Consider the following 17,782-nt stretch of genomic DNA (forward strand, 5'->3'; position numbering starts at 1 on the left):
TCGTCCTATCCATGGCGACCACTGTGCATCGCCTCCCGAGGTGCGTAAATGAAGCCTGATCCTCAGTACCACGAACCACGGTCCGCAGTGGTGTTCCGCCACACGACCGACGCCATCCGTAACAGCGGTCACACCGATAGCAGCCTGGCCCAGGCCATCGCCGAGCAGTACATGGCGGACGTCGCACCTGGTGAGCGAATCCTGCAGTTCCACACAGGCGACGACGCGGACAGCACCGAGCGCGCGCTGAAGGCCAACGCCCAAATTGTGGGCCGAATCCGCAACGGCACGGTAAAGATGCCAGTGGACCTAGAGGAATCGTGGGTCCGCGCGCTGCCGCCGCAGTGGCGTGACGCGTGTTCCCGTGAACTGGCGCAGCGCTATGGCTTCCTCGGTGCCCGCATTCCCATGATGGAACCGCATGCCGGCGTGCTGGCTGTAGCCCGCCTGTCGGTGGAGTTCGGCCACACCTTGGAGGCGATCACCAACGTCTTGGCTGACGGCCGCATCTGTCCGAAGGACATTCCAGAGCTGCGGCGCGCGCTGGACGAGATCGGGCAGTTGGAGGCCGAACTGATTACGGCCAAGCGCTACGTCTCGGGTCACCTGCAGGATCTTGCGCCGCGTGCAGTGCACGGAGTTCAACGATGACGCCCGCCGCGATGGTCAGCTGGGCAATCGCAGTTGTCGGCGAATTCGACAGTGCAGGTCGCCGCATTCCTGAAAGCGTGGTGCCGCTGCTGCCCATGGTCGACGTGGTCCTCTGGGCCAAAGATCAGCCGCAGCCACTGAGTGTGGACGCACTGCAGGAGCAGTTCTGCCTATCCAGGGCAACCGCCTATCGATGGCGGGTAGCGCTGAACGACCTACATGACCCTGTGGCAGCGCGCCGCAGGTTGCCGGGACTGCGGCAGCTGAGCATGGCATTGGCCCGTGAGATGCCTGTACCCACCCAGACAGGGCCGGCGCAATGAACATCGTCCCGACCCTTGGGCTGCGCTGCGGCGAATGGCAGGCCGCGTTGCAGGCAGGCCGTGAGCCAGCAGTGATCCCAGCGGAACCCGTACCACCGGTCCCGCGCCGATGCGCACCGCAGCACGCCCTCAGCGGCTACAACACCACCAGGATCGTCATGGAGTTCATGCGCTGGGCGGTTGAGCGCGATCAGTTCCCGACTGTGGAAGCGATTGTCCGGCGGTTCGAAGTGAGCCGCGCAACCGCATACCGCTGGCGCAACTACTTGGGCGAGACCTACTGCTTGGAGACCCTGCCACCGAACGAGCATGAGATTGCCCGTATCGGCAAACCAGGTGCGAAGGCTCGCGGGAAGCAAGCTGGCGGGCCAGGCCGATGATCTACTTCGAGATGTTCCCCGGCGACTACCTCAAGGACACGACACGGCTGTGTCTGACAGACCATGGCGTCTACTTCAAACTGATGCTTGCCTACTACTCGGAAGAGCAGGCGCTGCCGGAGAGCCTGGCCGAGCTGTACGTCATCGCCGGCGCGATCACCTCTGCTGACAAGGCAGCGGTCAAGAAGGTCGCCGACCGCTACTTCCCCGTGGCAGAGGACGGCCTGCGCCATAGCAGGCGCTGTGACGAACAGATCGCCAAAGCACAGGGCCGCATAGCTGAAGGGCAGGGCCGCCGGGAAGACCGGAAGGCCGCCGAGGCGGAGCGGCAGGCGCGCACGCGCGCGCGGCGCACGATGTTGTACGAGGACCTCCGCAACGTGGGAGTCGTGCCCAGCGGCATGGCCACCATGGCGGAACTGAAGGCGTTGCACGCCGCGCACGTGACGGGCGACGAGGGCGTGACCTTGGACCAGTTGTCAGGCGTGACATGTCACGGAGAGTCACGCGTTACAGGCGGTGTGAACACGGGTACCCAGACCCCAGGCCCCACTTCTTCTACTCCAGATACATCACAGCACGCTCAAGGATCTCTGAGCGGTGTGACCGATGCGGGGCGTGCGTGCCTGCTGATGCGGAAGGCTGGTTGCCATTCGTCCAACCCCAGCCATCCCGACCTTCTGGCCGCACTGGCCGAGGGCGTGACCCCGGAGACGCTGGGTCACACGGTCGCTGAAGGTCTGGCGCGATCGCCACCGATTACGAACCCGTTCCCCTGGGCAATCAGAACCGCCCGCAACCGACACGCCGCCGGCGCAACGCCGACGAACACCACCAACACCGGAGGCCCCAATGCAAACCCTCAGCTCGGTTCTGCCGACCACGTCGCAGAGGAGCGACGCAAATTCGAACAGCGCACGGCAGTTGGCAGCCTTGGCGGAACAGGCGGAGACGTCATCGATGCAGAGTTCCAGTGCGTCCAACACTGACCCGGACCAGCGCGCGGTGAGCGCCCTGTGGACGCTGTGGGAGCGCATGGCCGGCATGTTCCCCGGCAAGTGGGTGCGCGAGAACGGCTCTGCACCGGTGAACAACGCCGGCAGCCTAACCACCGCCGGTGAATTGTGGTTCCAGGTGATGGCCGGCATCACCCCACGTCAGGTCGCGGATGGCTTGGCCAACTGCCTGCGCAGCGCGCTGCAGTGGCCGCCGAACCCGGGTCAGTTCCGTTCCATGTGCCTCGGCGTTCCGGCCCTCGCCGAGGTCGACGGCCAGATGCGGCCGGGCCAAGCCCACAGCGGCTTTACCGTGCTGGTGCGGTCGAAGCTGGACCTGCACGCCTACGCCACGGCCGAGAGCGGCGCGCTGCAGCAGCGCATGCTGGCCAATGCCTACGAGCGGGCGGTGAAGCACGTCATGGACGGCGGGGCCGTGCCTGCGCCGGCGGCGGCGCTGCCAGCGCCGAAGCCCCAGCCGCAGGTGGTGCGCGATCGCGATGCCGCGCGCAGTGCCATGGCGCTTGCCGCTGCTGAGCTGGGTTTCGGGGGCGCACATGGAGCCGGCTGATATCCGCACCTACCAGCGGCAGCTGATTCTGTTCTGCCTTGGAATCCACGGCGACAGCACCGCGGCTGAAGCACTGGAACTGGTGGGCAACGCTGCGCTGGAAGTGGGCGCTCCGCGAGAGGCCATGCTGCTGACCACCGCCGCCGCCGCCGGCCTGCTGCGCGAACTGGACCGTGACGGCCTGGTGCGCCGTTGCGAGAACCGCGACAGTGGCCGAGATGGCAGGCCCGTGGCTACATGGGCCGTCACCGACTCCGGCCGCGTGGACACTTTGCCGCTCCCTCCCTCGGGACAGCAGCAGTTGGCCATGCCGCAGTTGGCCCCGGCACCGGCGCACCGCACGCGCGGCGGACTGTCGCTGGACCAGCTGATGGGGCTGCTCAACATCGAGTTCGACTGCATGCTCGAGCAGATGGACCGGGAACACCAGGCAGCGCAGCAGCGCGCCCGGCAGGAGTTCGAGGCGTTCCGCCAGCGTGCGATGCGCGTATGGGGCGCTTCGGAGGCGTCGGTCTGATGCCGCCGAAGAAGACGTCCCGCCGCTCGCTGCGCTACGCCACCACCCAGGATATGCCTGCGGGCATGCGTCGCCTGGTCGAGGCCAACACGGCAGCGGCAGCGCCGCCGCAGGCCACCACCCGCGCCTATCGGCCGGCGGCAGCCGCTCAGCCATCTGGCAGCGGCGATGCCAGCGGCAAGGTGGCGCGCGGCCGCCCACGCCATGTGCCTGGCGAGATGAACAAAACAGAAGAGGCCTACGCCGCCCACCTGGCACTGCAGCTGGCCGCTGGCGCGATCGCATGGTTCCGCTTCGAGTCCGTGAAGCTGAAGTTGGCCGAGAAGACCCATCTGACCATCGATTTCTTCGTGATGACGGCGGCCGGCGAACTGGAGGCCCACGAGGTCAAGGGCTATTGGGAAGAAGACGCCCGAGTGAAGGTGAAGGTTGCCGCCGCGATGTACCCATTCCGATTCCTGGCAGTCCAGCGCGCCGACGGCGGTGGCTGGAAAACGGAGGTGTTCTCTTGAACGCGATGATGATTGGCGGAGCCACTGTGCGCCGCGACGACGTGGGCAGGTTCTGCCTGAATGATCTGCACCAGGCAGCCGGCGGCGCCAAGCGGCACCAGCCGAGCGACTGGCAGCGCCTGAAGCAAACCGAGGAACTGGTGGCCGAACTGGTCAATTCCGGGGAATCCCGGGTTTACCCGGTGCATTCAGTGGCCGGGCGCTACGGCGGCAGCTACGTGGTGCGCGAGCTTGTCTACGCCTACGCCATGTGGATCAGCCCCAGCTTCAGCCTGCAGGTGATTCGCGCCTATGACGCGCTGACGGCCGGGGTGCCTGCGCCTGACCCGATGCAGGCACTGACCGACCCGGCGACGCTGCGCGCGCTGCTGCTGTCCTACAGCGAGAAGGCAGAGATCCTCGAGGCGCGCGTGCAGTACCAGGAACCACAGGTCCGCGCGCTGCTGCGCCTGACCCAGGCCGACGGCACATTCAACATCACAACCGCGGCCAAGATGCTGCAGGTCCAGCCACGGCAGCTGTTCGCCTGGCTGTCCGAGCATGGCTGGATCTACCGCCGCGCCGGCAGCAAGAACTGGCTGGCCTACCAGACCCGCCTGCAGCAGGGCGTGCTGGTGCACAAGGCTTGCGTGCAGCGGACGGAGGGCGACGAGGAACGCGTGCACGAGCAGGTGCTGGTGACGGCCAAGGGCCTGTCGCGCTTGGCGGAGAGCATCGACCGCGGGCAGATGACCTGGGCACAGGCCGATGCGGCGACCGGGCTGCAGCTGGCCGCTGAGGTGAATTCATGAGCTTGCAACGTGGGCCGATGCGAGGGATGGGGATTTCGAAGCCACACATCACCTTCAGCCGCTACTTTGATGGCTCGCAGATGGTGAGGGTTGACTACTGGCCGCTCTGGCCTGCCGACGAGGGATGGTCTCATGCCGCAGGGGAGGATCTTGTCGAAGCATGGGACGCACACATGCTGCGATACGAAGACGACGATGCGGAGTTGCCGTGATGGGCGTTTCGATCGTCAGACAGCGGGACGTTGCACCGGTGAGGCCGGGCACCGCTATGGAAGAGCAGTTGCAGCTGAAGGGAATTGGCCGGCTGCTGGCTGGGTTCGGGTATCGCTACGGATCCGAGGTGCAGCTGCATCAGGCACTGGCCACCGTTCTGGATCAGGCGGGCCATGCGCACGTGCGCGAGTACCGGCTGGACGCCAGCAACCGCGCTGACTTCTGGCTGGATGGCCTCGTGATCGAGGTGAAGGTGGCCGGCTCGCTCGCTGATGCCCTGCGGCAGGTCGGCCGCTACATCACTCTCCCGCAGGTGCGCGGCGTGCTGTTGGCCACCACCGAACGCTGGGGCGAACGCCCGCTCGTGGCCCGGCCGGCCTGGCAGGGCAAGCCCTTCAACATCATCCGCCTGAAGAGGCAGGCACTGTGATGCAGACGACCTATGGAACCCTGCAGTACAGCGCCGCCTGCAGCACTTGGCGGGTGATCTGCGAGCCGCAGGTGCGTGCGCGGATGAAGCGTGTGTTTCCTCGGGTGCGTCAGCACGCCGCAGAGCACATTGACCTGTCGGCCACGCCAGAGAACAGCCGGGAGCTGCAGTGGTTCACACAGCGCTACCCCCTGTCGATGAATGCAGACACCCAGCGCGCGCTGCAGCAGCTGGCTGACGAGCATGTGGACATGGAGCGCAGCCTGGGCGACCTGCTGGCCGGCCGCGTGCAGATCCCGGAGTTCACCCTGGCCAAGCCGCCGCGCGAGTACCAACGCGTGGCGGGGGCGCAGCTGTCCATCCGTGGCGGCCTGCTGTTGGCGGATGATCTGGGCCTCGGCAAGACGGTCACCGGCATCTGTCCGATGGCTGCTCCGGGAAACCTGCCGGCGGTGGTGGTGTACCCGGCGGCGCTGCCGAACCACTGGCCGGAGAAGCTGGCCGAGTTCGCGCCTCAGCTGCGCGTGCACCACATCAGGAAGGGGGCGCCGTACCCGCTCGTGCTGCAGCCGAAGCAGAGGATCAAGGATCTGTGGGACACGCTGCCAGACGTAATCCTGGTCAGCTACCACAAGCTCCGCGGGTGGGCTGAGACGTTGGGGGAGATCGCGCAGTACGTGGTGTTCGAAGAATGCCAGCAGCTGCGCAGCCCAGACAGCAGCATCCACCGCGCCTGTCGCTACTTGGCCAGCCGCGCGCGCCTGCGTATGGGGCTGACCGCCACCCCGATCTACAACTACGGGTGCGAGTTCTTCCACGTAGTCGACCCGCTGCTGCCGGGCTGCCTCGGCACCTATGACGAGTTCCTCCGGGAGTGGTGCATCTCAGCCCCGGGGGAGAAGGCCAAGCTTCAGGACGCTGAGCAGTTCGGCCAGTACCTGCGGCGGCAAGGGATCATGCTGCGCCGCACGCGAAAGGAAGTGGGGCGCGAGCTGCCGGCGCTGTCGAAGATCTCGCACGAGGTCGAGGCCGATGCCAAAGCGCTGGACGCCATCACCGGTGACGCCGCAGCGCTGGCTCGGATCATCCTCCGGGCCAACGAGCAGTACCGTGGCGAGAAGATGCAGGCAGCCGGAGAGTTCGACCGGCTGCTGCGACAGGCGACAGGCGTGGCCAAGGCACCCTACGTGGCCGAGTTCGTCAGGCTGCTGCTGGAGAGCGGCCAGAAGGTGTTGCTGTTCGGGTGGCACCGAGAGGTCTACAGCATCTGGCAAGAGAAGCTGGCTGCCTACAACCCTGTCATGTACACCGGCAGCGAGTCGCCGAGCCAGAAGCAAGTAGCGAAGGAGGCATTCATCGCCGGAGACAGCCAGGTGATGCTGATCAGCCTCCGCTCTGGGGCCGGCATCGATGGGTTGCAGCACGTGTGCAGCACCGCGGTGTTCGGCGAGCTGGACTGGTCGCCGGGCGTGCACGAACAGTGCATCGGCCGCGTGCACCGCGACGGCCAGACCGAGCCGGTCATGGCGTACTTCCTGTTGTCCGACAGCGGCAGCGACCCGATCGTGTCGGACGTGCTCGGGGTCAAGCGCGAGCAGATCGAGGGCGTGCGCAGCCCGGGGGAACACTTGGTGGAGCGTCTGGACGTAGGCGAGAACCAGCTGCGCGCGCTGGCCCAGCAGTTCCTTCAACAGCAGGGCGCGGCCCTGGAAACAACCAACGTTACAACCATGGAGACCTCCCGATGATTCTCAAATTCCTCAGCCTGGACGAGGCAACCCACCACCTGTACCTGGAAGGAAAGGAGGGCCCAATCAGGTGCAAGGTCGACGGCAACCTGTGGGAGGTCTGGCTCGACGGCCGGTCCCGCTGGGTCAGTACCTGCGAGGTGAACTGATGCTCGGTCTGGCCACCCATGGTGCTCAGCTGGCCGCTTGCGGTAACTGCGGCTCTGACCAGGCGCGAAACCGCGTGCGTGGTAGCAGCGGCAGCCGGCAGACCGCGCAGGTTGTCTGCACCCGCTGCGGTGCGCATGGACAGCTCTACGTGGGCACGGATGCCCCAGACCTTGCCGCGAAGGACTGGGCTCACAGGCCCCATTCCGTGCCGGCACCTTCTGTTGAACGGCTACCGCGCGGCCGGCTGCCGGCCCCGGAGCCAACCCTGCAGCGTGACCCGCTGGAACTGATTGCCCGGATGCTCGTTGGTGGCAGCTTCCGCGAACCGTCGGACGGGCGTTCAACCATGCAGCCGCTCACCTCTGCCGATATCGCTGGTGCTGTCGGTTTGATGCGGGATCCGGTCGCAAAGCAGGCCGTCGTAGCCGTGGCGCTACGAGGGCAGGGCGTGTCGCTGGCCTCGCTGGGGCGGTCGTTGGCCAGGCGCGTGATGCGGCAGATCCAATGGGACCGGCGGTACGGCGCAGGGCCGGTGCTTCGAATGGACGAGCCGGCAGACCGATGGCGGATGCGCCTGGTGCTGCAGGACGCCGTGAATGACCTGGTGTGGCCGGAAAGGAAGGTGGCGGCGCAAGATGCGGCGAAGGCGGCCAAGATGCGGAAGGGCGCATACCTGCGGGTCTATTCAATCGCCACGGCTGCGCTGCGGCAGGCGCTGGAAGACGGCCGTCAAGAGTTCAGCGCAAGGCTTTTTTCGGGAGGAAGGGAGGGCGGTTGACCGGGCTTGGCAGTCCGCCCATCCTTGACCTAACAGTGGGGGGGACGAATGGACAAAGTCCAGGTTGGAAGTGGATGGGGGCGGGCGAAAGGCCTGCCATGGGCTGGGATCGTCATAAGCGTCGTATGTCTGGCGTTGGTTGTGCTGAGGAATTTATTCCCGGGCATCTTTCATATGGACGCTGTTTCGATCGGGCTGTTGATTCTGGCGGTAGCGCCATGGATACGATCGGCAATCAAATCAATCGAGGTGACTGGGATAGGGAAGATCGAGCTCAATGACGTAGAGAAAGCGGCAAAGAAGGTTGAGGAATCTGACCTGCCGGGTCTCGAAGACGTTGGCAGCGCTGCCCCGATCGAAGTCACGGATCCAGAGCCGTCAGAGACATCGTCGCCCGAGGGGAGTACAGCAATCGAGTCCGCTCCGAACTATGGAGCTATCCCCATTGCAGAGACTCACTCTCCTACTCAGTCATTCTATAAATGGGCAGGCCATTCCCTGAATTTTGGCGGCAAAATCGGCTATCGCCCACTACTTGCCTTGGCGGCGCTGGAGATACAAACCTCCGAGTTGGCTGCCGAGAGCAGGACGCAAGCGCAACTCGGCTCTGTTCGCGACCTCATGCTTAAGGCTTTGCGATACTTGTGTCAGGTCAACGAGATCCCACCTTTGGGGCTCTCTGTTTCTGGCATGCTGAACCGACTGAAATCGAAGTCAGTACTAACCCGTAATCAAGGCGATGGAATTTTGGCCGCGATGGAAATGGTCAATGAAGTAATGCACACATCAGCAACGCCAGAAGCTGCTCAGAGGACTCTGGATGTCGCAAAAGAAGTTATCGGATCGCTCGACGTCATCATTCGAAGGACGGAGATTGAAAGGATGATAAGAGTAAAAACAGGACTTGGGACTAGTCCTGCTGATGATCAGGCGCAGTAGACCAGTCTAGACCTCTAAGGAACCTTACCGCAGTCGCCGCGAAACTTACCGCATTCGACCGAATGCGGTAAGGAACCTTACCGCAGTTGCATCGGGAACCGGGATTGCTGTTCAATCCATACCGTGGGCGAGGTTCCAGCCTTCCTGCACTCAACGGCCGCAGGTCTGGACTCGGGAGGTCCAGTGACCTGCGGTTCGTCGTTTTTGGGGTACGAGACCCAACTATCAAACAGAGCGACGCCCCGATGCCTGCAAGCACCGGGGCGCCGCCGCAGCACACGCGTTTCAGCCGCGTGCCATTGGCCTAAGCCCTGCCGCCCTCCGGAGAGCGCGAGCAGTTTGCTTAACGAATGTCGCAACAGCTGAGACTTGAACACAAAGACCCTATTCCCTTGGCCGGGCGGTAAAACGCGCCTGGTGAAACACCTGCTACCCCTGATCAACCAGCGGGACCACACCTGCTACGTCGAAGCCTTTGCGGGCAGTGCTGCGATGCTGTTCGAACGCTCGCCGGCGAAGATCGAGGTGCTGAACGACACGCATGGCGAACTTGTACGGCTGTACCGTGTTGTGGCGAACCACCTGGATGAATTCGTTCGGCACTTCCGCTGGTCTCTGACCAGTCGTGAGATGTACCGGTGGGCACAGCTGCAGCACGTCGACACGCTGACCGACATCCAACGCGCGGCCCGGTTCTACTACCTACAGAAGCTCAGCTTTGGCGGGAAGGTGGAAGGGCAAACGCTCGGGGTGGGCCCCACTGGCACGAAGCGGATCAACCTGCTCCGGTTGGAACAGGACCTGAGCGATGCCCATCTGCGGCTGCATGGAGTGGTAATCGAGCAGTTGACCTGGCAGAGGTGCATTGAAAAGTACGACCGGCCCGAGACGCTCTTCTTTCTTGATCCGCCGTACTGGCAGACCACAGGCTATGGCCAGGCATTCCCGCTGCAAGAGTACGAGCAGCTGGCCGCCGTGATGGGCGCGTTGAAGGGTAGGGCGATCCTCACCATCAACGACCACCCTCAGATGCGCGCGTTGTTCGATCGATTCCACAGCGTCAGCGTGCCTATTCGATACACAGTCGGCGGCGGTGCTGGGGTAGCACGCACTGAACTGATCTACACCACGTAGCTGGGCCACGGCCCAGCGTTCTCTATGCCCGTTCCCCGACCGGATCAACCCTCGCGCCTAGCCGGCAGCGGGGCGGGCGCCTTTCAGCAGGAATCTCCGATGGCCAAGATCACCGCTCAACAGGCAGGCGGTACCAACGTCGTTGCCTTCCTGGACATGCTGGCGTGGTCGGAGGGCACCAGCACCAGCCCCGCAACGAAGAATCAGGGTTACGACGTGATCGTGACTGGTTCCGATCGTGTGCCGGAGATCTTCACCGACTACTCGGTGCACCCGTTCTCTCGGGGGCGGAAATCGAAGGCCATCAACCGCAAGGGCCTGACCTCCAACGCATCTGGTCGCTACCAGTTCATGCTGAAGGACTATGCCCACTACTGCGCTCTGTTGAAGCTGCCGGACTTCGGGCCGCTGTCGCAGGATCTCTGGGCCATCCAGTTGATCCGCGAGCGCCGCGCACTTCCGTTGATCCAGGCTGGGCGCATCACCGATGCAATTCAGGCCGTGCGCAACATCTGGGCGAGCCTGCCGGGTGCTGGCTACGGACAGCCGGAACACGCCCTCGAGAAGCTGCTGGCTGCATACAGCAAGGCTGGCGGGGCAGTCGCGCCGTGACCGAGCCCGTGAGCACCTTCAAGATCGTCGTCGGGACGTTCACCGCCGCCGTTGTGGCACCGGCAACCGCAGACGCACTACGTGAGGCAGAGCGAATCATCCTCGGCGTTCCGCAGTCAGTACTGCTGCTTGCATTGGCCGGCGCGCTGATCGGTGTGCTGATCCTTCCGGACAAGGACGCTGGGCGGGTGGCGGCAGACGCCAATAGGCTCCGCCGGCATCGGCTGCTGCAAACGGCAGCTCGCTGGGCCGCGCTGGCCGTTGCGGTCGCAGCGTACGCAGTTCTTGCAGCCTGGGTGGTGGCCATCGCGGCATGGATCTGGCCCCAGCTCGCCGGTGCACCGCAGCTGCCGCTGGCGGGCATCTCCGGCGTTCTGATCCGCCGGCTGCTGCCCGGCTACGTGCGCATGGTGGAGAAAGCCACCGGCGCCATCGGAGGCGATAAGCCATGAGCGTACTGATTCGATTCCTTCGTGCCGCGTGGGGCTTGATCATTGGCGCGGCCGCCGACGCACTGCAGTGGCTGAGCAAGCCCGGCAGCAAGATTAAGGTGGTATGCGCAGTGCTGGCCTTCGGTTGCGCGGTGTCAGGGCTGACTGCCTACGAGAAAGAGCAGAAGATCCGCGACCTGAGCGCCCAGGTGATTAAGGTCCGGGCCGACTGGGACGCAGATGCGGCTCGACTGCAGGCCGACGTGGACACCCGCGATCAGCGCCTGGCCGAGGTCGCCACCGCGCTTAGGGCAGAGGCCGAGAAGCTGGAGGCCCTCAAGGCAGAAAGCGCGGCGGCACTACAGGCACTCGCCGGCAAGATCGAGGCGTCCGAGAAGGAAGCCTCCACTTGGCGCGGCCGCTATGAACAGCGGCCCGACACCTGCAAGGCGGCGCTGGAGCTGCTTGATTCCGCCTGCCCAGCATTGAAGGGGTACTGACATGCGCGTCATCGTGGTTGTCACAGCTGCGCTACTGGCTGCATGCCAAGCCGCACCTACCAAGCCGAATCCGCCTGCGCCTGCCTTGATCAAGGTTCCGGTGGCTACCTATGTCCCCATCGATGCCGCCCTGACCAAGCGCTGTAGCTGGGTGCGGGACGGTAAGCCCTCGGCAGTGTTCGATGTGAGCAACGGCCGCAAGCGCTGTCTGGTGCAGTACGAGGCGCAGCTCGATGCGATCAACCAGGTGCAGGGCAAGCCGGCTGCGGAGACGGGGAGATGAACCCGTGGAGCTTCATGCGGGCGTAATGTTTCACGGTTCACGTTCCACGAACGAGGGGGCCCCTGAGGTTATCCACAGCAACCGGGGGGAATTCGGACCCCGGTAATTGACAGTTTTTCGGCCTCTATGGTGCTCCACCACAGGCCACCTTTTCGGCGGATTTCCTCGGCAGAAACCGCAATTTCGGCCCTGAATAGGCTGCGCATCGGGTAGAACATGGCTGACATCCACGAATTCACCAAAGGCTGGTCCGTGGCCAGGCTGGCGGATGAGTTCGGGATGGACCGCCGAACGGCCAGCAAGCGCCTAAAGGAGGCCGGCGTTCCGCCGCTGACCAAGCGGGCAGGGCACGACGTCTACCGGCTGGCCGATGCAGCCCCCGCGCTGGTCAATCCGGGCGCTGCAGCATTCGGTGCTGAGGGCGTTGTCGACCCGCGCGACCTACCTCCGATGGAGCGGCGTGCCTATTACCAGTCGGAGAACGAACGCCTGAAGGTCGAATCGACCATCGGGCAGCTCGTGCCGGCCGCAGAGGTCGAGGCCGACTACGCCGAGCTGGTGAAGAAGGTCGTGCAGTTCTTCGACACGCTCCCAGATGTGCTCGAGCGCAAGGCCGGGCTCACTCCGGAGCAGGTGGTCAAGGTCCAAGACGAGTGCGATCGCGTCCGGCAATCCATGTATGAGGGCATCACCGATGACGACGTACGCGACAGCGCGTAGCGTGCGCCAAGGCGTTGCCGAGATGATTAGGCCGCCGCGTCGCATCAGAGTGAGCGAGGGTGCGCGGGTGCTGCAGGTGGCCAATGCCGCCGGCGCCGCTGGCGCCTGGGATCCGGATACCACGCCCTACATGGTCGAGCCGCTGGATACCACCGGCAGCCGCCACTACGAGGCTGTGGTGTTTGTAGGGCCGGCGCGGTCGGGCAAGACCATCTCGCTGATCGATGCGCGCCTGGCATACCTGATCACCTGCAACCCGGCCGATGCCATGGTTGTGCAGATGTCCAAGGATGCGGCCGAGGACTACAGCAAGACGCGAATCTCCCGCAGCATCTCGGCCAGTCCGGAGCTTCGCTCGCGGCTCAGCCCCAGAGCGCACGACGACAACATCCTGCTGAAGTTCTTTCGGTCAGGTATGTCGCTGCGCATGGGCTGGCCGTCGGTGTCGGTGCTGTCGGGCAAGGACATCCACGACGTCTTGATGACGGACGTGGACAACTACACCGGTGACCTGGCGATCGATGAGTGCTTCGGCCTGGCGCTGAAGCGCACGCAGACCTACATGTCAGCCGGCATGGTGGTGGCCGAGTCGAGCCCGGCCACCGACTACGCCGATGGTGCGTGGAAACCGCAGCACCCACACCAAGGGCCACCGGCCGCCGGGATCGCCGCACTATATGCGCGCGGAGACCGACGCCGTTGGTACTGGCCGTGCCCCGAGTGCGGCGAACGCTTCCAGGCGGCGCCAGGCTACGACGGCTTTGCGCTTCCACCGATGGACGAGTTGCTAGAGCGGGTCGTGCTGGATGACGTGCAGAAGATGGCGCGTCACTACTCGTTGCTGCATTGCCCCAACTGTGGGGTTGGCCTGAAGCATCGCTGGAAGGACGGCATGAATCGGGCCGGCGTCTGGGCAGCCGAGGGCCAGATTGTCCACGCGGATGGCACCGTTACCGGCGACCGGCCTGAGGCGCGCATCGCCAGCTACTGGCTGGGCGGTGTGGCGGCGGCGTATCAGTCGTGGGAATCGCTGGTCGAGCGCTACTTTCAGGCGCTGCGAACATTCGCTACCACCGGTGAAGAGCGGCCGCTGAAGACGACGCACAACGTCGATGGCGCAATCAACTACGTGCCCATGGCTGCGCGGTCGGCCAGCGATCCGGGCGAGATGCAGGAGCGGGCAGAGGTTTGGCCGACCGGGACGGTTCCTCCCGGCGTGCGCTTCCTGATCGGCACTGTCGACGTTCAGGCCAACCGCTTCGTGGTGCTGGTGCTGGGGTTCGGAATCGGTGAATCAGGCCAGCTGGAGCGCTGGGTGGTGGATTCCTTCACCCTTCGCACCTCCAAGCGAGAAGACGGGTCGGGCGGCTTCCTGCCGCTGGATCCACCGAAGTACCTGGAGGACTGGGAACGGTTGGTCGACAAGGTGATCAGCAGACGCTACACGCTGGCAGATGACACCGGCCGCAGCATGCCGGTGCGTGCTGTCGGCATCGACTGGGGCGGCAAGTCAGGTACGTCGGTGCGCGCGCTGGAATTCTGGCGGTCGCTGAAGGAGCGGAAGCTGCATGCCCGAGTGCGTTTGATCAAGGGCGAAGCGCGGCGAGAGGCTGGGCTGTTCCGCGAGACGTTCCCGGATAGCAGCAAACGACGTGACCGAAAGTCAGGGTCAAAGGGCGATGTGCCGCAGCTGCTGCTCAACGTGGACCGGCTGAAGGACACCGTCGACGCCAACGTGAAGCGTGCCGAACCCGGGCCAGGCTTCTATCACTTCCCCGACTGGCTGCCAGAGGCGTTCTACGCCGAGCTGACTGCCGAGTCGCGGACCGTCAACGGTTGGAAGAACTTGGCCGGCCGTCGCAACGAGGCATTCGACCTTACCGGCTATGCCGAGGGCTTGGCTCTCTGGTTGAAGGTGCCGGCCATCAAGTGGGACACGCCACCGGCCTGGGCTGCGGCGTGGGACGACAACCCCGACGTGAGGGCAGACGATGTGACGCCGGCGCCACCGCCGCGTACTCGCCGCCGTCCCGTCATTCGAAGCAAGTACCTGGGACGCTGATATGGCATTCACCAATGAGCAGGTCGCCAAGCTGGAGGGCGCGATCGCGGCTGGCGTGCTGAGCGTCCGTTACGCCGACCGCACCGTGACGTACCAGAGCCTGTCCGAAATGCGGAAGCTGCTGAAGCAGATGCGCGAAGAGTTGGGCGGACCCGCGGGTGCGCGCCGTCGCCCCCGCATCGTGCGCCTCTACCAGTCGGGGACCGGCAATGTCTGATATCTCCGAAAGCACCTACCGTGCGGCCGGTAACGGCCGCCGCCTGCGGACGTTCCGGCCCACCTCGTTGGGACCGAATGCCGCGTTGCTGGGTCTGCCCACGCTGTTGGCGCGTGCCCGGCACCTGGCCCGCAATGACCCGTGGATGGTCAGCGCGCTCAACAAGAGTGTGTCCAACGGCATCGCCACCGGCATCCAAGCAAAGCCGATCTGGGGTACGGACGACCACAAGAAGAAGCTCACAAAGTTGTGGACCCGCTGGGGCAAGTACGCTGATGCCGATGGCGTGCTTGGCTGGGACGGCCTGCAAGCGCTTGCCTGGCGCGAGTGGAAGGAGGCAGGCGAGGTGTTCGCCCGCATCCGGTATCGGCGGCCTGAAGACGGTTTGCCTGTGCCGCTGCAGGTGCAGCTGATCGAATCGGAGCAGTGCCCGCAGCACTACAACGGTGTGGCCAGCAACGGCAACGTGATCCGGCAGGGCATCGAGGTCGATAGCATCGGTCGTCGCGTGGCCTATTGGATGTACCGGGAGCACCCGGGCGACCTGCAGCTGACGGTCAACGGCAAGGAGCTGGTGCGCGTGCCGGCGGAGCAGGTGGTGCACCTGTATCGGCAGAATCGCGCAGGCGCAATGCGAGGCGTGCCGAGCTCTGCGCCGGCCTTGCTGCGCATGTTCAATCTGGACCGCCTCGATGACGCGGTGCTGGAACGACAGGCCTTGGCCAACCTGTTCGCCGGCTTCATCACCACCGATGCCAACGCGGAGGGGGACGAGGGCGAAGCCATCAGCGACCTGATCACCGGTGAGGATGCAGACGGCACGGCCATCGGTGGGCTCGAGCCGGGCACGATGCAGGAGCTGCCACCCGGTCGCAAGGTCACGTTCGCCGATCCGCCCAGCGCCGGCTCGGACTATGCAGAGTTCCTGCGTGGGCACCTGCTGGCGATCTGTGCCAGCCAGGACGTGCCCTATGAAGTGCTCACCGGTGACCTGCGCAACGTATCCGACCGCGCGCTGCGCCTGATCCTCAACGAGTTCCGCCGTGTGATCGAGCAGGACCAGTGGCTCTTCATGATCCCGATGTTCTGCCAGCGGGTGCGCGACGCTTTCATCGACCAGGCGGTGCTGTCTGGTCTGCTGAAGGTGCCGCGCTATGCAGCCCTGCGTGATGACGTGACCGAAACCCTGTGGGTGCCCGAAGGCTGGCCTTGGAGCCATCCGGTGCAGGACGTGACCTCCGAACTCAAGGCGGTGCGGGCGGGCTTCAAGTCGCGCAGCAAGGTGGTGCTGAGCGCTGGCGAAGATCCCGAACAGGTTGATGCCGAGCAGGCGCTGGACAACGAGCGCGCAGACGCGGCCGGGCTTCGCTATGACAGCGACCCGAGGCGAACGAACGCCTCTGGTGCCCGGCAGGACGACGAACCCGGCGCCCCTGGCGCCAACGACGATGAAAGGAATGACGATGACGAGTAAGCCTGGCCTGTTGGCCCGAATGCTGGGTCGCGGCAGCCGTGCGCCCGTGGTGGCCTCGCTCGCTGCCGCGGTCCTCAATCAGCCCCTGCTGGTGCAGCCGGCCATCGGTGAAGCGCTGGTGGGCGGCTATCTGGAAGGGAAGGTCACCAGCGACGACAGCGTGCTGAAGGCCGACCGCTTCGAAGTGTCCGGCCCCGATGGGCAGCCGGTGGGCGTTGCCCAGAACCTGATCGGTGTGATCAACCTGTCCGGTGCAATGGTGAACCGGCCCATGCCCGGCGCCAGTGGCCCCGGGCCGGTGAGCTACGCGGCGGTACGTGACACCTTCGATGAGCTGCTCAACGACGATGCGGTGACGTCCATCATCCTGCGGCTGGACTCGCCGGGTGGTATGGCGTCGGGCTGCTTCGACCTGGTCGACCACATCTTCGACGCGCGTGGCCAAAAGCCTTTGTATGCGTTGGTCGATGACCAGGCGTACTCGGCCTGCTTCGCCCTCGCTTCGGCGTGCGATGAGATCTGGATCAGCCGCACTGGCGGCGTCGGGTCGGTGGGCGTTGTGCGCTTCCACCAGGACTGGAGCGGTAACAACGCCCAGATCGGCCTGAAGGTCACCCCGCTGTTCGCCGGCGCCCGCAAGGTCGACTTCAACCCCAACTTCCCGCTCAGCGAAGAAGCGTATGCGGAGGCCATGGCCGACCTGGAGGACATGCGTACGATGTTCGTGGACACCGTGGCGCGGAATCTCGGCATGGAGGCGGACGCCGTGCGTGCCACCGAGGCGGCCTGCTACCGGGGCCAGGCCGCTGTGGCGGTGGGCTTTGCTACCCGGCTCGGCACCTGGCACGACTTGATCGCACACCTCGGTGCCGCCGATGCTGCACCGCCGCCGGCGCCAGGCAACCCCGATCCGGAAGATGATCCGGAGGCAGCGGCAACGTCGCCGGAGCGCGAGCCCGCACCTGCGCCGCCTGCAGCAATCGTGGTGAACCCGGCAGCAGCGCTAGCAGCTGCAATCGCAGCCAGTGAACTGCCGCCGGCGCTCGCAGTGGCCCTCTTGCGCCGCCCACCGCAGGAGGCCGAATCGGCTGCCAGCGCCGTCGAGTACGCGACCGCCGTGCAGGACGCCTGCGCTGCGGCGCTGCGTGGCGATGACACCCTCGCAGCCAGCTTCATCGAGAAGAACACCGACCTCGACACGGTGCGTGCACAGCTGCTGTCGATGAAGGCGGAGGAAGGCCGCAGCACGCAGGTCGTCACCGCACACCCGGCTTCCATGGCCGATCAACGCGCCGCCGACAACAAGGCGAAGCTGAATCCCAATCACATCTACAAGCAACGAGGTAACTGA

At 65.0% G+C, this 17,782-nt stretch carries 24 protein-coding genes; all 24 read left to right on the forward strand.

Annotated features, from left to right (window positions below; genetic code table 11):
* The first annotated feature begins 48 nt into the window (after positions 1 to 48).
* The 24 genes from AC07UW_RS05120 (at position 49) to AC07UW_RS05235 (ending at position 17,782) form a co-directional block, all read left to right on the forward strand.
* Positions 49 to 651, forward strand: a complete 603-nt coding sequence (locus AC07UW_RS05120; RefSeq protein ID WP_495211560.1) for a DUF8585 domain-containing protein — start codon at positions 49 to 51, stop codon at positions 649 to 651.
* On the forward strand, positions 648 to 974 hold the full coding sequence (locus AC07UW_RS05125) for a hypothetical protein (RefSeq protein ID WP_197556660.1): 327 nt from the start codon (positions 648 to 650) through the stop codon (positions 972 to 974). Before AC07UW_RS05120 ends, AC07UW_RS05125 begins: the two co-directional genes overlap by 4 nt.
* Positions 971 to 1,354, forward strand: a complete 384-nt coding sequence (locus AC07UW_RS05130) for a hypothetical protein (protein ID WP_197556661.1) — start codon at positions 971 to 973, stop codon at positions 1,352 to 1,354. The genes AC07UW_RS05125 and AC07UW_RS05130 overlap by 4 nt, the downstream gene beginning before the upstream one ends.
* The gene (locus AC07UW_RS05135) at positions 1,351 to 2,343 is read left to right on the forward strand and encodes a DUF1376 domain-containing protein (protein WP_495211561.1); all 993 of its coding nucleotides are present in this window, start codon (positions 1,351 to 1,353) and stop codon (positions 2,341 to 2,343) included. Before AC07UW_RS05130 ends, AC07UW_RS05135 begins: the two co-directional genes overlap by 4 nt.
* Positions 2,315 to 2,920, forward strand: coding sequence for a hypothetical protein (locus tag AC07UW_RS05140; RefSeq protein ID WP_495211562.1), 606 nt, complete (start codon positions 2,315 to 2,317; stop codon positions 2,918 to 2,920). The genes AC07UW_RS05135 and AC07UW_RS05140 overlap by 29 nt, the downstream gene beginning before the upstream one ends.
* Positions 2,907 to 3,437 carry a hypothetical protein gene (locus tag AC07UW_RS05145; protein ID WP_495211563.1) on the forward strand — a complete coding sequence of 177 codons (531 nt, stop codon included), beginning with the start codon at positions 2,907 to 2,909 and terminating at the stop codon, positions 3,435 to 3,437. Before AC07UW_RS05140 ends, AC07UW_RS05145 begins: the two co-directional genes overlap by 14 nt.
* Positions 3,437 to 3,949, forward strand: coding sequence for a hypothetical protein (locus AC07UW_RS05150; protein WP_495211564.1), 513 nt, complete (start codon positions 3,437 to 3,439; stop codon positions 3,947 to 3,949). The genes AC07UW_RS05145 and AC07UW_RS05150 overlap by 1 nt, the downstream gene beginning before the upstream one ends.
* A 5-nt stretch (positions 3,950 to 3,954) precedes the next feature.
* On the forward strand, positions 3,955 to 4,740 hold the full coding sequence (locus tag AC07UW_RS05155) for a phage antirepressor KilAC domain-containing protein (protein ID WP_495211747.1): 786 nt from the start codon (positions 3,955 to 3,957) through the stop codon (positions 4,738 to 4,740).
* Positions 4,737 to 4,952, forward strand: coding sequence for a hypothetical protein (locus tag AC07UW_RS05160; protein WP_197556665.1), 216 nt, complete (start codon positions 4,737 to 4,739; stop codon positions 4,950 to 4,952). Before AC07UW_RS05155 ends, AC07UW_RS05160 begins: the two co-directional genes overlap by 4 nt.
* Positions 4,952 to 5,383: a hypothetical protein gene (locus AC07UW_RS05165; protein WP_495211565.1), complete on the forward strand. Its 432-nt coding sequence runs from the start codon at positions 4,952 to 4,954 to the stop codon at positions 5,381 to 5,383. Before AC07UW_RS05160 ends, AC07UW_RS05165 begins: the two co-directional genes overlap by 1 nt.
* A 53-nt stretch (positions 5,384 to 5,436) precedes the next feature.
* Positions 5,437 to 7,131 carry an SNF2-related protein gene (locus AC07UW_RS05170; protein WP_495211566.1) on the forward strand — a complete coding sequence of 565 codons (1,695 nt, stop codon included), beginning with the start codon at positions 5,437 to 5,439 and terminating at the stop codon, positions 7,129 to 7,131.
* Positions 7,128 to 7,280, forward strand: a complete 153-nt coding sequence (locus AC07UW_RS05175; RefSeq protein ID WP_495211567.1) for a hypothetical protein — start codon at positions 7,128 to 7,130, stop codon at positions 7,278 to 7,280. The genes AC07UW_RS05170 and AC07UW_RS05175 overlap by 4 nt, the downstream gene beginning before the upstream one ends.
* On the forward strand, positions 7,280 to 8,059 hold the full coding sequence (locus tag AC07UW_RS05180; RefSeq protein ID WP_495211568.1) for a hypothetical protein: 780 nt from the start codon (positions 7,280 to 7,282) through the stop codon (positions 8,057 to 8,059). Before AC07UW_RS05175 ends, AC07UW_RS05180 begins: the two co-directional genes overlap by 1 nt.
* Positions 8,060 to 8,107: 48 nt before the next feature.
* On the forward strand, positions 8,108 to 8,998 hold the full coding sequence (locus AC07UW_RS05185; RefSeq protein ID WP_197556668.1) for a hypothetical protein: 891 nt from the start codon (positions 8,108 to 8,110) through the stop codon (positions 8,996 to 8,998).
* 369 nt (positions 8,999 to 9,367) lie between these two features.
* A complete protein-coding gene (locus AC07UW_RS05190; RefSeq protein ID WP_197556669.1) occupies positions 9,368 to 10,132 on the forward strand; it encodes a DNA adenine methylase in 765 nt (254 codons plus the stop codon).
* A gap of 99 nt (positions 10,133 to 10,231) precedes the next feature.
* On the forward strand, positions 10,232 to 10,744 hold the full coding sequence (locus AC07UW_RS05195) for a glycoside hydrolase family protein (RefSeq protein ID WP_197556670.1): 513 nt from the start codon (positions 10,232 to 10,234) through the stop codon (positions 10,742 to 10,744).
* A gap of 8 nt (positions 10,745 to 10,752) precedes the next feature.
* Positions 10,753 to 11,196, forward strand: coding sequence for a hypothetical protein (locus AC07UW_RS05200; RefSeq protein WP_237760634.1), 444 nt, complete (start codon positions 10,753 to 10,755; stop codon positions 11,194 to 11,196).
* Entirely contained in the window at positions 11,193 to 11,675 is a 483-nt protein-coding gene (locus AC07UW_RS05205) for a hypothetical protein (RefSeq protein WP_197556671.1), read from the forward strand. The genes AC07UW_RS05200 and AC07UW_RS05205 overlap by 4 nt, the downstream gene beginning before the upstream one ends.
* Position 11,676: 1 nt before the next feature.
* Positions 11,677 to 11,958 (forward strand): hypothetical protein, encoded by a 282-nt coding sequence (locus tag AC07UW_RS05210; protein ID WP_495211569.1) that lies wholly within the window; start codon positions 11,677 to 11,679, stop codon positions 11,956 to 11,958.
* Positions 11,959 to 12,174: 216 nt separating this feature from the next.
* Positions 12,175 to 12,678 carry a DUF1441 family protein gene (locus tag AC07UW_RS05215; protein WP_008265668.1) on the forward strand — a complete coding sequence of 168 codons (504 nt, stop codon included), beginning with the start codon at positions 12,175 to 12,177 and terminating at the stop codon, positions 12,676 to 12,678.
* Positions 12,679 to 12,727: 49 nt separating this feature from the next.
* Complete coding sequence (locus AC07UW_RS05220; protein ID WP_495211570.1) at positions 12,728 to 14,740, forward strand: terminase gpA endonuclease subunit; 2,013 nt, start codon at positions 12,728 to 12,730, stop codon at positions 14,738 to 14,740.
* A 1-nt stretch (position 14,741) separates the two neighbouring features.
* Positions 14,742 to 14,957 carry a phage head-tail joining protein gene (locus tag AC07UW_RS05225; protein ID WP_197556673.1) on the forward strand — a complete coding sequence of 72 codons (216 nt, stop codon included), beginning with the start codon at positions 14,742 to 14,744 and terminating at the stop codon, positions 14,955 to 14,957.
* Entirely contained in the window at positions 14,950 to 16,431 is a 1,482-nt protein-coding gene (locus AC07UW_RS05230) for a phage portal protein (protein WP_495211571.1), read from the forward strand. The genes AC07UW_RS05225 and AC07UW_RS05230 overlap by 8 nt, the downstream gene beginning before the upstream one ends.
* Entirely contained in the window at positions 16,421 to 17,782 is a 1,362-nt protein-coding gene (locus AC07UW_RS05235; protein ID WP_495211572.1) for a S49 family peptidase, read from the forward strand. The genes AC07UW_RS05230 and AC07UW_RS05235 overlap by 11 nt, the downstream gene beginning before the upstream one ends.

It is taken from the genome of Stenotrophomonas sp. GW821-FHT02D01 (assembly GCF_059421765.1).

What these genes read in the sequence shown, in the direction of transcription:
- AC07UW_RS05120 (WP_495211560.1), top strand. Translation starts at nt 49, where the DNA reads ATGAAGCCTGATCCTCAGTACCACGAACCACGGTCCGCAGTGGTGTTC.
- AC07UW_RS05125 (WP_197556660.1), top strand. Translation starts at nt 648, where the DNA reads ATGACGCCCGCCGCGATGGTCAGCTGGGCAATCGCAGTTGTCGGCGAA.
- AC07UW_RS05130 (WP_197556661.1), top strand. Translation starts at nt 971, where the DNA reads ATGAACATCGTCCCGACCCTTGGGCTGCGCTGCGGCGAATGGCAGGCC.
- AC07UW_RS05135 (WP_495211561.1), top strand. Translation starts at nt 1,351, where the DNA reads ATGATCTACTTCGAGATGTTCCCCGGCGACTACCTCAAGGACACGACA.
- AC07UW_RS05140 (WP_495211562.1), top strand. Translation starts at nt 2,315, where the DNA reads ATGCAGAGTTCCAGTGCGTCCAACACTGACCCGGACCAGCGCGCGGTG.
- AC07UW_RS05145 (WP_495211563.1), top strand. Translation starts at nt 2,907, where the DNA reads ATGGAGCCGGCTGATATCCGCACCTACCAGCGGCAGCTGATTCTGTTC.
- AC07UW_RS05150 (WP_495211564.1), top strand. Translation starts at nt 3,437, where the DNA reads ATGCCGCCGAAGAAGACGTCCCGCCGCTCGCTGCGCTACGCCACCACC.
- AC07UW_RS05155 (WP_495211747.1), top strand. Translation starts at nt 3,955, where the DNA reads ATGATGATTGGCGGAGCCACTGTGCGCCGCGACGACGTGGGCAGGTTC.
- AC07UW_RS05160 (WP_197556665.1), top strand. Translation starts at nt 4,737, where the DNA reads ATGAGCTTGCAACGTGGGCCGATGCGAGGGATGGGGATTTCGAAGCCA.
- AC07UW_RS05165 (WP_495211565.1), top strand. Translation starts at nt 4,952, where the DNA reads ATGGGCGTTTCGATCGTCAGACAGCGGGACGTTGCACCGGTGAGGCCG.
- AC07UW_RS05175 (WP_495211567.1), top strand. Translation starts at nt 7,128, where the DNA reads ATGATTCTCAAATTCCTCAGCCTGGACGAGGCAACCCACCACCTGTAC.
- AC07UW_RS05180 (WP_495211568.1), top strand. Translation starts at nt 7,280, where the DNA reads ATGCTCGGTCTGGCCACCCATGGTGCTCAGCTGGCCGCTTGCGGTAAC.
- AC07UW_RS05185 (WP_197556668.1), top strand. Translation starts at nt 8,108, where the DNA reads ATGGACAAAGTCCAGGTTGGAAGTGGATGGGGGCGGGCGAAAGGCCTG.
- AC07UW_RS05195 (WP_197556670.1), top strand. Translation starts at nt 10,232, where the DNA reads ATGGCCAAGATCACCGCTCAACAGGCAGGCGGTACCAACGTCGTTGCC.
- AC07UW_RS05205 (WP_197556671.1), top strand. Translation starts at nt 11,193, where the DNA reads ATGAGCGTACTGATTCGATTCCTTCGTGCCGCGTGGGGCTTGATCATT.
- AC07UW_RS05210 (WP_495211569.1), top strand. Translation starts at nt 11,677, where the DNA reads ATGCGCGTCATCGTGGTTGTCACAGCTGCGCTACTGGCTGCATGCCAA.
- AC07UW_RS05215 (WP_008265668.1), top strand. Translation starts at nt 12,175, where the DNA reads ATGGCTGACATCCACGAATTCACCAAAGGCTGGTCCGTGGCCAGGCTG.
- AC07UW_RS05225 (WP_197556673.1), top strand. Translation starts at nt 14,742, where the DNA reads ATGGCATTCACCAATGAGCAGGTCGCCAAGCTGGAGGGCGCGATCGCG.
- AC07UW_RS05230 (WP_495211571.1), top strand. Translation starts at nt 14,950, where the DNA reads ATGTCTGATATCTCCGAAAGCACCTACCGTGCGGCCGGTAACGGCCGC.
- AC07UW_RS05235 (WP_495211572.1), top strand. Translation starts at nt 16,421, where the DNA reads ATGACGAGTAAGCCTGGCCTGTTGGCCCGAATGCTGGGTCGCGGCAGC.